The sequence below is a fragment of the Paenibacillus lacisediminis genome (assembly GCF_046567315.2).
This window is the reverse complement of the sequence record NZ_JBKIAX020000010.1, coordinates 251,893-263,171: the sequence shown is the minus strand read 5'-3', so window position 1 is coordinate 263,171 and position 11,279 is coordinate 251,893. Positions and strand designations below refer to the sequence as shown.

The 11,279-nt window shown below is 55.2% G+C and carries 13 protein-coding genes; all 13 read right to left on the bottom strand.

The features are described 5' to 3' along the window. Positions 1-39 precede the first annotated feature (39 nt). Entirely contained in the window at positions 40-492 is a 453-nt protein-coding gene (ahrC, locus tag ACLD72_RS20375; protein ID WP_410997798.1) for a transcriptional regulator AhrC/ArgR, read from the bottom strand. 18 nt (positions 493-510) lie between these two features. Beyond that, positions 511-969 carry a hypothetical protein gene (locus ACLD72_RS20370; RefSeq protein ID WP_285889877.1) on the bottom strand — a complete coding sequence of 153 codons (459 nt, stop codon included), beginning with the start codon at positions 967-969 and terminating at the stop codon, positions 511-513. Between the two features lie 589 nt (positions 970-1,558). Beyond that, positions 1,559-2,422, bottom strand: coding sequence for a TlyA family RNA methyltransferase (locus ACLD72_RS20365; protein ID WP_410997795.1), 864 nt, complete (start codon positions 2,420-2,422; stop codon positions 1,559-1,561). 28 nt (positions 2,423-2,450) lie between these two features. Further along, positions 2,451-4,367: a 1-deoxy-D-xylulose-5-phosphate synthase gene (gene dxs / locus ACLD72_RS20360; protein ID WP_410997793.1), complete on the bottom strand. Its 1,917-nt coding sequence runs from the start codon at positions 4,365-4,367 to the stop codon at positions 2,451-2,453. A 111-nt stretch (positions 4,368-4,478) separates the two neighbouring features. Further along, positions 4,479-5,354, bottom strand: coding sequence for a polyprenyl synthetase family protein (locus ACLD72_RS20355; RefSeq protein ID WP_410997865.1), 876 nt, complete (start codon positions 5,352-5,354; stop codon positions 4,479-4,481). 45 nt (positions 5,355-5,399) lie between these two features. After that, positions 5,400-5,651 carry an exodeoxyribonuclease VII small subunit gene (gene xseB / locus ACLD72_RS20350; protein WP_251587227.1) on the bottom strand — a complete coding sequence of 84 codons (252 nt, stop codon included), beginning with the start codon at positions 5,649-5,651 and terminating at the stop codon, positions 5,400-5,402. A gap of 7 nt (positions 5,652-5,658) precedes the next feature. After that, a complete protein-coding gene (xseA, locus tag ACLD72_RS20345; RefSeq protein WP_410997791.1) occupies positions 5,659-7,035 on the bottom strand; it encodes an exodeoxyribonuclease VII large subunit in 1,377 nt (458 codons plus the stop codon). 14 nt (positions 7,036-7,049) lie between these two features. Beyond that, entirely contained in the window at positions 7,050-7,907 is an 858-nt protein-coding gene (gene folD, locus ACLD72_RS20340; RefSeq protein WP_410997789.1) for a bifunctional methylenetetrahydrofolate dehydrogenase/methenyltetrahydrofolate cyclohydrolase FolD, read from the bottom strand. Positions 7,908-7,937: 30 nt separating this feature from the next. After that, on the bottom strand, positions 7,938-8,387 hold the full coding sequence (gene nusB, locus ACLD72_RS20335; protein WP_410997787.1) for a transcription antitermination factor NusB: 450 nt from the start codon (positions 8,385-8,387) through the stop codon (positions 7,938-7,940). A 165-nt stretch (positions 8,388-8,552) separates the two neighbouring features. Further along, entirely contained in the window at positions 8,553-8,786 is a 234-nt protein-coding gene (locus ACLD72_RS20330) for a DUF2273 domain-containing protein (protein ID WP_036621763.1), read from the bottom strand. A 14-nt stretch (positions 8,787-8,800) separates the two neighbouring features. Beyond that, positions 8,801-9,340, bottom strand: a complete 540-nt coding sequence (amaP, locus tag ACLD72_RS20325; RefSeq protein ID WP_410997785.1) for an alkaline shock response membrane anchor protein AmaP — start codon at positions 9,338-9,340, stop codon at positions 8,801-8,803. A 67-nt stretch (positions 9,341-9,407) separates the two neighbouring features. Beyond that, a complete protein-coding gene (locus ACLD72_RS20320) occupies positions 9,408-9,815 on the bottom strand; it encodes an Asp23/Gls24 family envelope stress response protein (protein ID WP_410997783.1) in 408 nt (135 codons plus the stop codon). 114 nt (positions 9,816-9,929) lie between these two features. Further along, positions 9,930-11,273: an acetyl-CoA carboxylase biotin carboxylase subunit gene (accC, locus tag ACLD72_RS20315; RefSeq protein ID WP_410997781.1), complete on the bottom strand. Its 1,344-nt coding sequence runs from the start codon at positions 11,271-11,273 to the stop codon at positions 9,930-9,932. Positions 11,274-11,279: the final 6 nt, after the last annotated feature.

Genomic DNA, 11,279 nt, shown 5'->3' with positions numbered 1-11,279 from the left:
CTCCCCTCTTTAATCAGAGATCTTCAGATCCTCAGGAACTCACCCGGAAATATAAGTCATGATCTGCTCAATCACGTATGAGCTGTACTCCTCGCTGCGGCAGATCAGCAAAATCGTATCATCCCCGCAAATCGTCCCAAGCAGGTCGGGCCACTCCATGTTGTCAATCAGAACAGCCACCGAGTTTGCCGTCCCCGGAAGGCATTTCACCACGACCAGATTGCCCGTATGATCAATATGTACAAAGCTGTCGATCAAGGCCCGCTGCAATTTCTGTACGGGATTGTAGCGCTGCGCGGTCGGCATCGAGTATTTGTATCTGCCGTCATCGGTCGGCACCTTGATCAGCATCAACTCCTTAATATCGCGGGATACCGTTGCCTGCGTCACCTGGTAACCAGCCTCGCGCAAAGCTTCCACCAGTTCGTCCTGGGTTTCGATTTCATTTCCTGCGATGATCTCGCGGATTTTAATATGTCGTTGTCCTTTCATAATTGCCCTCCATAAGCCTTACAAGGCTGCTTCATCTTCATCTTCGTCTTCATCCGTCGTCAAGGAGATTTCCCGGATTACACCCTGCTCAGCGTCCACATAAAGAACGCCGGCGCATTCCGGATATAAGAGCAGGTAAGGCAAAAGCTCTTTCCGTACGCCGCTGCCCGTCCACTCGATGGCGATCCGGTCCCTCGCCGTCCTTACCAGATAGAATTCCCCGTCTTTGATCACGATATAGTCAATGAACAAGCGGCTGTGCAAAATATCCCCATTCACCCGAAAGGCGAGCGGCACCTTCAGCTTGTCGCTGACGACCGTATATCCGGCCTGCTCCAGCAGATCGACCGCCGGATGGTCCAAGATTTCCTCGTTCAAAGCAAAACCGATGCTGGTTCTTAAGGATAACGGCTTGCGGACCCAGGAACGAAATCCGCGATAAAGCAGATACACCGCAAACGCAGCGATAAGCACCATCAAAAGACCGTCCGAGAATGCCCCCACTCGAAATCACCTCAAACAATCTATTTCGACGCTTACGCCTAAGCTCCTGTCAGTAACAATCAACAATTTATCGTCATACGGTAAACGGACTAGCTTTATTTTCTTTTATTATAGGGAACAAACGTTCGTTTGGCAATAGCTAGCAAAATGATCCGGAAATAATATGGTTTATCTGCGGACGGGGGCCATGGATCGCTTTGTTCTATAGTAGTCTTGTGCTCAGTATCGCCCCTATAAAATAGCGGAACTTTTGGGTCTTATTTTCTGATTTGAGCCTATTTATCACCAATAGGGGAACTTTTGGGTCTTATTTTTCGATGAACAGGTCGAAAAGCGGCCTTTCGCCACTAAATCGTGAAAATAGCGCCATAAAATTCCTCTATTTCACGCTACATGGGAGGTATCGCTGAAATAGCGCCCTTTTTTTCCTTTATGTTGTACCCGAGTTCTTCAATAGACTAGTTTTGCCGTTTTCTAGCTCTATCTCAAGCCTTCACTTGCCATCATGGTAACGTTATTTCCAGAATCGTCTACTAAGCTTACGCAAAACAAAAAAGACCCATCATTTCGATGGGCCTCCGTGAAAGGTTTCGGCCGCTTCCCTGACGACGCGTTCAGCCATTTCGCGGATCCGTTGCCGCCCGGCTTCTCCGTTGCCGCCCTGAACGGCCGCCCCGGCGTTTGCCTCAAGGCGAAGATGCGCCAGAAATTCGATATTTCCTTCTCCGCCGGTGATTGGAGAAAAGGTCAATCCGTGCACGGAATACCCCAGATCCCCGGCAAAGGAAAGCACCGTTTCCAGCACCTCCAGATGTACTTTGGGATCCCGCACAACCCCGGATTTCCCGACTTTTTCGCGCCCCGCTTCAAACTGCGGCTTGATCAGCGCCGCGATATCCGCAGGCCTTTCCAGCAAAGCCAGGAGCGGGGGCAAAATGATTTTCAGCGAAATGAACGAGACATCAATGCTGGCAAAATCCGGCTTCGGTCCGTCCAAATCCTCCGGCGTCATGTAGCGAAAATTCGTCCGCTCCTTTACATTTACCCGCTCATCGTTGCGGAGCGACCAGTCCAACTGGTTATAACCGACATCGATGGCATATACGTAACCGGCTCCATGCTGCAGGGCACAATCGGTAAAACCGCCGGTGGAAGACCCGATGTCCAGCATTGTCCGGCCCGTCAGATCGATTCCGAACCGTTTCAGCGCCTTCTCCAGCTTAAGCCCGCCGCGGCTGACATAAGGATGGATCGCGCCCTTCACCGTAAGCGCGGTATCGCGCGGTATTTTCGTGCCGGCTTTCTCGATCCGCTCCTGCCCGCCGAACACGAGCCCGGCCATGATCGCCGCCTTCGCTTTTTCCCTGCTGTCGAAAAATCCCTGCTCCACGAGCAGGACGTCTATGCGTTCCTTGGAAACCGACATAAAATCTCCCGTCTTATCTCACATTTACTTAAACCGGCTTAACCTTCTTGGCGAAGGTAAACGGCTGATCGGAACGGAATTTCTTCAGCTCCAGTACAACCCCTTCCGCCGTCAAGCCGACTTCCTCCAACTGCTCTTTAATGCTGCCATGTTCGATGAAGCGGTCGGGAACTCCCATCAGGCGGATGTCCAGCCCGGTAATGCCGTGCTCCGCATAAAACTCCAGAACGGCGCTGCCCAAGCTGCCCGCTTGCGACGCTTCCTCCAGCACGATCAGTTCGCCGCTGCCATGAGCCAGCTTCAGCAGCATGCTTTCATCGAGCGGCTTTAAAAACCGGGCGTTGACGACGGAGGCGGTCACGCCTTCCCGCTTCATCATGTCGGCGGCCTCCTCGGCCACCTGCACCATCGGACCAGCCGCGATGATTACCGGGCCATCCCCTTCGCGGACCATTTCCCAACTGCCGATCGGAATCGGCACGAGCTCCTCGTCCAGCGGCACGCCAGGAACGTTAATCCGCGGATAACGGTAGCCGATCGGACCGTCGTTGTATTCCAGCGCCGTTTTCATCATATGGCGCATTTCGTTTTCATCCTTCGGCATCATCAGCACCATGTTCGGAATATGCCGCAAAAAGGCGATATCGAAAACCCCTTGGTGCGTTTCCCCGTCCGCCCCGACAAATCCCGCCCGGTCGATGGCGAACATTACGTTGGCATTATGCCGGCAAATATCGTGCACGATCTGGTCATAAGCGCGCTGCATAAAGGTGGAGTACACGGCAAAAACCGGCTTCATGCCCTCCATCGCCAAAGCCGCGCACATCGTCGCCGCATGCTGCTCGGCAATGCCTACGTCGATCATCCGGTCCGGGAAGCGTTCGGCGAATTTCACCAGCCCTGAGCCACCCGGCATCGCCGGCGTGACCGCGACAATGCGCTTATCCTGTTCGGCCAGCTCGATCAGCGTTTGCCCGAACACTTCCGTATACGTCGGATTGCCGACCGCCTTAAGCAGCTGGCCCGACTCGATTTTATACGGCGTACTGACGCCGTGCCATTTGTGCGAGTCCATTTCCGCCGGCGTATAGCCTTTGCCTTTGGTTGTCAACACGTGAACCAATACAGGGCCGCTCACATTGTTTGCTTGCTTGAACGATTCGATCAAGCCCGGCAAATCATGGCCATCCACCGGGCCGAGATATTTGAAGCCAAGCTCCTCGAACAAAACGCCGGAAACCATCATATATTTCAAGCTGTCCTTTAGCCGTTCCGCGGTTTTCGCCAGCTTGCCGCCGATCGCCGGGATCTTCTTGAGCAGCTGCTCCACTTCGCCTTTGGCCCGCAGGTAATTGCGGTCGGAACGGAGTTTGGTCAAATAGTTATGCATCGCTCCCACATTGGGCGCAATCGACATTTCATTGTCGTTCAGAATCACCATGAGATCTTTTTTCTCGTGACCGATGTGATTCAGCGCTTCAAACGCCATTCCCCCGGTCAGCGCTCCGTCCCCGATCACGGCGATGACCCGGTGCGATTCGCCTTTCAAGTCGCGCGCCAAAGCCATGCCCATGGCCGCCGAGAGCGAAGTGCTGCTATGGCCCGCTTCCCATACGTCATGCTCGCTTTCGCTCCGTTTAACAAACCCGCATAAGCCCTTGTACTTGCGCAGCGTATCAAACCGGTCCATGCGTCCCGTCAAAATTTTATGTACATAGGCCTGATGGCCGACGTCATAAATCAATTTGTCCTCGGGACTGTTGTAACAGTAGTGCAGGGCGATCGTCAATTCCACCACGCCCAGATTGGGAGCCAGATGCCCGCCTGTCGCCGACAGCTTTTCGATCAAAAACCGGCGGATTTCCGCCGCAAGCGAAGTCAATTGGTCCAAGGACAGGTTTTTCAGATCGGCAGGCTCATGAATTTGTGAAAGCAGCACAGCCATTCCCCGCTTTCCTAAAATGGTTTTCTCTCTTGTTGTTAATAACGTTCATTATACCATATGTCACGATGTTGTCGAAATCGATCAAGCCCCGTCTGGTGATGAAAAATAAACCTAGTGATCCCTTTGCACCAGGACATCGGCAATATCCAGCAAACGCTCCGGATGAGGCACGATTCCGCCTCCAATCGCGGCTTTTGCCGCGGCCGTGAGTTTTTCCACCTCGGCGCGTGAGGCTTCCAGGCCCAGAAAATAAGGGAAGGTCACTTTCTGCTGCTTGACATCGCTTTGCGTTTTTTTGCCAAGTTTTCGCTCGTCGCCGACAAGATCGAGAATGTCATCCTGAATCTGAAAAGCAAGCCCGATGCAGCGCCCATACTGCTCAAGCGCTTTCAGCTGTTCATCCGCCGCTCCGGCGATTCTTCCGCCGGCTTTGACGGAAAAAACGAGCAAGTCAGCGGTCTTATGCTCGTGGATATACCGCAGCTGTTCCAGCCCGGTTAAACCCTGCTCCCCTTCCATATCGGCCGCTTGCCCGCCGACCATGCCGGACGGACCGGCATAACGCGCCAGCTCCTCCACGATGGCGAGCACCCGTTCCGCCGGCACCCCGTATCGCCGTCCAACCTGCGTGATGCTGTAAAAAGCATGGGTCAGTAAACCGTCCCCGGCCAAAATCGCCATCGCTTCCCCGAACACTTTATGGTTGGTCAGCTTCCCGCGCCGATAGTCGTCGTTGTCCAGAGCCGGCAGATCGTCGTGGATTAAAGAATACGTATGCACCATTTCTACGGCGCAAGCGACGGGCAGTGCGGCATCCCGGCTTCCTCCCAGCGCCTCCGCCGCAGCCACGACGAGCAACGGCCGCAGCCGCTTGCCCCCCGCCATCAGCGAATACTCCATCGAACCGCGCAGCGTCTCCGGCACGCTCCATTCCGCGGGGATCGCGGTTTGCAGGCGGGAGGCCACAAGTTCCGAAACCTCCGCCATATATTGTTCAATCGCCGAGTTTTGCAAAGCTATTCACCACTCTCCTTAAAAATCATCGCTGTCGCCCGCCGGTGGTTGAAAAGGCTTTTTGCTCACTTCTCCATCCTCTTCCACGATCATTTCGATTTTGCGTTCCACCTGGGCCAGCTTTTGACCGCACAGCTGGGACAGCCGCATCCCCTGCTGGAACAGATCGATCGCCTTTTCCAGCGGCACGTCGCCGCGCTCCAGCTCCGAAACGATATTTTCCAGCTCGTTCATCGCTTCTTCAAAGTTTTTTTCCGGTTGCTCCGCCATCCCTAAGTCAAGCGCTTCCCGTTCCTTCATCTTGTCCAGCTCCTTCCCGCGTCATGCTCCTTACTTGGCAATCAAGTTCCCCGTCCGTTATTTTCACCTTCACTATATCGCCGGGCTCAACGTCAGCCAACGTTTTGATCAGCTTTTCTCCCCGCTCGTCATAGACGAGGCTGTAGCCCCGGCCCATGACTTTCAGCGGACTCAGCGCGTCAAGCTGGCGGATGCCCGCCTGAAGCAGCCGGGTTTTCTCCTTGAGCGCGCCGAGCATCGCCTGCCGCAGCAGCCGGTCGGCCTCTTGCCGCCGCCGCTTGGCGAACCGCAGCGCCTCCTGCGGGTGGTACCGCAGCAGCCGCTGATGCAGGCGGTCGTGGGACGCGCCGCTTAGCGTGAGGCGCGTCTCCATGCGGCTCGCCAGCCGCATGGACAGCCGGTCCAGCCGCTCCGCGTGCTGGAGCAGGCTGCGCCGCGGCTGCTGAAGCGCCGGCGAGCGCTGCAGCCGGCGCAGCCGATCGCGCGCCTGCTGCAGGCGGTGCTGCAAGCCCTGCTGCAGCACCTGCTCACGCTGGCGCAGCAGCGCGCGCAGCTCGGCCGTGTGCGGCACGGCGAGCTCGGCGGCGGCGGTGGGCGTGGCGGCGCGCAGGTCGGCGGTGAAATCGGCGATGGTGAAGTCCGTCTCGTGGCCCACGGCCGAGATGACGGGCACCGCCGATTCGTAGATCGCCCGCGCGACCTGCTCCTCGTTAAACGCCCACAGCTCCTCAAGCGAGCCGCCGCCGCGGCCGACGATCAGCACGTCGGCTTCGCCCATAGCGTTCAGCACTCGGATCGCTTTAACGATGGACGGCGCCGCGCCTTTGCCCTGGACCAACACCGGGTACAGGATCACGGCCGCCTGCGGATAACGGCGCTGCAGCGTCGTCAGGATATCCCGCACCGCCGCGCCGGTTGGCGAAGTCACGACGCCGATCGTGCGCGGAAAGCGCGGCAGCGGCCGTTTCCGCTCCGGCGCAAACAGCCCTTCCGCCTCCAGCTTCTGCTTTAACTGCTCAAAGGCGAGGTAGAGGCTGCCGATCCCGTCCGGCTGCATATGAGTCGCATAAAATTGATATTGCCCGTCCCGTTCATACACCGTCACGTTGCCCCGGGCGATTACCTTCGCTCCTTCCTTCGGCCTGAACGGCAGGCGCTGATTGTACGAGGCGAACATAATGCATTTGATCCGGCTGCTTTCATCCTTCAGCGTAAAATACATATGGCCGCTGGAATGGTGCGTAAAGTTGGAAATCTCCCCGCGAATCCACACCTCCGAAAGCAAACGGTCCGAATCCAGCTTCATTTTGATGTAGCGGTTCAATTCCTTGATCGTTAATATCCGCTGCTCCATGACAGGCCAGCCCTTTACGCCAATCCTTGCAAACGTTTGGCGGCGATCAGCGTGTTTTGCATCAGCATCGTAATCGTCATCGGACCGACGCCGCCGGGCACCGGCGTAATCGGACCGGAGACTTCCTTGACGCTGTCGAAATCGACGTCTCCGGCCAGCTTCCCGTTATCGAGCCGGTTCATGCCGACGTCGATCACGACCGCGCCCGGCTTGACGTAGGAAGCATCCACAAAATTGGCCCGGCCGATCGCCACAACCAAAATGTCCGCCTGCTTGGTCAATTCCTTCATATTCGCCGTACGCGAATGGCACATCGTAACGGTCGCGTTCTCCCGCTGCAGCAGCAGGGATACCGGCTTGCCGACGATATTGCTGCGGCCGATCACCACCGCATGCTTGCCGGCGATTTCTACGCCCGTGCGCTTAATTAGTTCGATCACACCCGCAGGCGTGCAAGGAAGCAGGCTGTCATCCCCGATCACCAGGTTGCCGACATTGACGGGATGAAATCCGTCCACGTCCTTGTCCACGGAAATCGCGTCGATGACGGCCTTCTCATCGATATGCTTCGGCAGCGGAAGCTGCACCAAAATTCCGTGAATGTTGTTTTGGCGATTCAGCTTGTCCACCAACGCAAGCAATTCCTCCTGCGCGGTTGATGCCGGCAAACGGTGAACTTCGGAATAATAGCCCAGATCCTGGCACGCTTTTTCCTTGTTGCGGACGTATACCTGAGACGCCGGATCTTCACCGACGAGAACGACGGCAAGTCCGGGAGTAAACCCTTGCTTCTTAAGCTCTTCCACTTCTTCGCGAAGGCTCGCGCGGATATCCTGCGAAACCTGTTTTCCGTTAATAATCGGTGCTGACATTGTTTTCCTCTCCTCTGCCGGTATAATGGTTTAAATTTTGCTTTTGAGCTGTTCCACGTCCTGAATCATTTTGCCGAGTACGCCGTTCACAAATTTGCCCGATTCTTCGGTGCCGAAATGCTTGGCGAGCTCAATCGCCTCGTTGACGGCCACTTTGCCCGGGACATCGTCGCGAAAAATCATTTCGTACGCCGCCAGCCGCAGCACCTGACGGTCGACCTTCGACAGCCGGCTGATCTGCCAGCCCTTCAAATAATCGGACAGCAGTCCGTCAATCGCGTCTTTTCGGCTCCAGGTCCCATTTACAAGTTCAAGCACAAACGCCTTGTCCCCCTCGGCATCGGACAATTTGACTTCGCCCTCGTTTTCGCCCGCCGCTTCGGAAAGCAGCATCGAAACCGCTTCTTCCGCTTCCACTTCGTTCATTTCCATATGATACAAACTTTGAATTGCAATTTCTCTCGCCAATCGCCGTTTCATCTGCTTCCTCCTTTAATCACGATCCTACTTTTCAGCATGGACCAAAAACGTGCCGATCATCACTTTATTTGCCAAAACCTTCTCTAACGCACAAAAAAACCCGTAATAGGCTTTCTCCACAAAATGGCAACATCGTCTTTTTCCGGAGAAAGCTTATCACAGGAATCATTTAAAAGGACGCCAGCGCGAAGACAACCATTCCCAGATCTCGCCCCAGGGCAACAGCGGGCCTTGATCCAAATCTTTTTGTTTGCCGATCGTATACCCGATAAACAGGAGCAGCGCGCAAAACAGCATATTCCAAAATCCGAAAAACAGATAAATCGGGCATAAGAATACCGCCGCAGCCACGCCCAGCAAACGTCCCCTGTGACTCTCCCACAATTGCTTCCAGAACACCCCGCTACTCACCCCTATTCAACCCGGCTTTTGACGGCAGGCGAATGAACCAGGTTGGCGATGTAAACCGAAACGTAGGATACGGGGATCCCCGTAATTTCCTCCACGTGATCGTGAACCTGTTTTTGCACTTCCTCCGTTAGGGCAGGAATCGACGTTTCCCCATCCACTAGGGCTCTCACCACGATTTCCAGGCCCGCTTCCGTAATCCGGATGCGGGTCTTGACCTCTTTGATGCCGCGCACGCGGGCAGCAGCCTTGTACGACAAGTTCTCGATCGTATCCACGGAAATTTGAATGTCCCCGTATTCCGTGCGCTGATCGATGGACGGCAGGGAGCCGCGTTCTCTTTTTACCGAAATGTAAAAAAAGCGGACGCTCAGCAAAAACAATACGACGGCAACCACCCAGGCCGCTATGTACAGGTTTCTTTCCCGGATCATGATCAAATCCAGCGGCACGGCGTCCGTCAACAGGAGAATGGCAATGACGGATAATATTCCGATACTCAAGCTGTATATAAACAGCAGAAGTCTGTCTAAAATTTTGGCCACGACGGGTACAGCCTCCTTAAAAGAAACCCCTGACCCTGATTGGTCGGGGGTTCGCACCTAAAGTACATTATTTCACGCGATGGGCCGGCTCCGCATCTTCGGCTTTTTCGGCCGCCTTAAAGATGACGTCGTGGATATGGACGTTCACTTCCACTACGTTCAGGCCGGTCATCGTTTCGATGGAACGCTTGACATTGCGTTGAATTTCCGAGGCGACTTCAGGCAAACGGTTGCCGTACTCGATGATGACGGATACGTCTACGGCCGCTTCGCGTTGTCCGACTTCGACTTTAACACCCTTGGAAAGATTCTTTCTCCCCAGCAGTTCGGCAATGCCGCCGGCAAAACCGCCGCTCATGCCAGCCACGCCTTTCACCTCGACGGTGGCCAAACCGGCAATCACTTCGATCACTTCCGGAGCGATCTGGATTTCCCCGATATCCGTGCGTTCGAATTCCGTAGGCAATGTACTCATTTTCTACTCATCCACCTCTCAATAAGTATGACGCTGCTCAATCCCTTGATACTGCGCACTTATTATACATACTATATCATTTTGGGTTCATTATGACAAACTTCCGGCGGTGTCTTAAATCTCGTTTTCTTCCAGAAATTTGATATCGAAATCGCCTTTGACGAAGGTCGGATGATTCAGCAGCTTCTGGTGAAAGGGGATTGTGGTATGAATGCCTTCAATGGCAAATTCGGACAATGCCCGCTTCATCTTCGCAATGGCTTCCTCTCTTGTTGCCCCCCACACGATCAGCTTGGCGATCATCGAATCATAATGCGGGGAGATCATATATCCCGGATAAGCCGCGCTGTCCACGCGAACGCCGGGTCCGCCCGGGGCCAGGTAAAAGCCGATTTTGCCCGGCGAAGGCATGAAATTGCGCGACGGGTCCTCAGCGTTGATCCGGCACTCGATCGACCAGCCGTTCAACTGCACATCGTCCTGAGTGAAGGAAAGCGGGTTCCCTTCGGCCACCGAAATCATCTCGCGAATGAGATCGATGCCGGTGACCATCTCCGTGACCGGATGCTCGACCTGAATCCGCGTATTCATTTCCATGAAATAAAACTGGCCGTCAGGGCCCAGCAAAAACTCCAATGTCCCCGCTCCGGAATAATTAACGGCCAGAGCCGCCCGCACGGCAGCTTCGCCCATTTCGCGGCGTTTTTCCGCAGACAGTACAGGGCACGGAGCTTCCTCTACCAGCTTTTGCCGGCGGCGCTGCACGGAGCAATCGCGTTCGCCGAGGTAAACGGCGTTCCCGTGCTTGTCGGCCATGATTTGAATCTCCACGTGCTTCATACCCGTCAAGAATTTTTCCAGATAAACCCCCGCGTTGCCGAAAGCCTTTTGGGCTTCCTGCTGGGCCGTAGTGATTTGCTTGACCAGCGATTCTTCGTCCTCGGCGATGCGGATGCCTTTGCCGCCGCCGCCGGCGGTCGCTTTGATGATCACCGGATAGCCGATATCCCGGGCGACCATGACCGCTTCATCCAGATCCTCGATCAGGCCGTTGGAACCGGGGATGACCGGAACGTTCGCGTCCTTCATCGTTTGCTTGGCTTCCGCTTTATCCCCCATACGGGTGATCGCTTCCGGAGACGGGCCAATAAACGTGATGTTGCAGGAGCCGCAAATTTCGGCGAAATCGGCATTTTCGGCTAAAAAGCCATAGCCCGGATGCACGGCGTCGCACTCGGTTAACGTCGCCACGCTCATCAGATTGGTCAGGTTCAGGTAGCTGTCCTTGGACAGCGTCGGCCCGATGCAGTATGCTTCGTCGGCAAGCCGCACGTGCAGTGAGTCTTTATCGGCTTCAGAATAAACCGCGACCGTGGATATTCCCAGCTCGCGGCATGCCCGAATGATTCTCACCGCGATTTCTCCGCGGTTCGCGATCAATATTTTATGAAATTTCATCTGTCC

What these genes read in the sequence shown, in the direction of transcription:
- nusB (WP_410997787.1), bottom strand. Translation starts at nt 8,387, where the DNA reads ATGAAACGGCGATTGGCGAGAGAAATTGCAATTCAAAGTTTGTATCAT.
- ACLD72_RS20370 (WP_285889877.1), bottom strand. Translation starts at nt 969, where the DNA reads ATGGTGCTTATCGCTGCGTTTGCGGTGTATCTGCTTTATCGCGGATTT.
- ACLD72_RS20355 (WP_410997865.1), bottom strand. Translation starts at nt 5,354, where the DNA reads ATGGCGGAGGTTTCGGAACTTGTGGCCTCCCGCCTGCAAACCGCGATC.
- folD (WP_410997789.1), bottom strand. Translation starts at nt 7,907, where the DNA reads ATGTCAGCACCGATTATTAACGGAAAACAGGTTTCGCAGGATATCCGC.
- dxs (WP_410997793.1), bottom strand. Translation starts at nt 4,367, where the DNA reads ATGGCTGTGCTGCTTTCACAAATTCATGAGCCTGCCGATCTGAAAAAC.
- xseA (WP_410997791.1), bottom strand. Translation starts at nt 7,035, where the DNA reads ATGGAGCAGCGGATATTAACGATCAAGGAATTGAACCGCTACATCAAA.
- ahrC (WP_410997798.1), bottom strand. Translation starts at nt 492, where the DNA reads ATGAAAGGACAACGACATATTAAAATCCGCGAGATCATCGCAGGAAAT.
- xseB (WP_251587227.1), bottom strand. Translation starts at nt 5,651, where the DNA reads ATGGCGGAGCAACCGGAAAAAAACTTTGAAGAAGCGATGAACGAGCTG.
- accC (WP_410997781.1), bottom strand. Translation starts at nt 11,273, where the DNA reads ATGAAATTTCATAAAATATTGATCGCGAACCGCGGAGAAATCGCGGTG.
- ACLD72_RS20320 (WP_410997783.1), bottom strand. Translation starts at nt 9,815, where the DNA reads ATGAGTACATTGCCTACGGAATTCGAACGCACGGATATCGGGGAAATC.
- ACLD72_RS20365 (WP_410997795.1), bottom strand. Translation starts at nt 2,422, where the DNA reads ATGTCGGTTTCCAAGGAACGCATAGACGTCCTGCTCGTGGAGCAGGGA.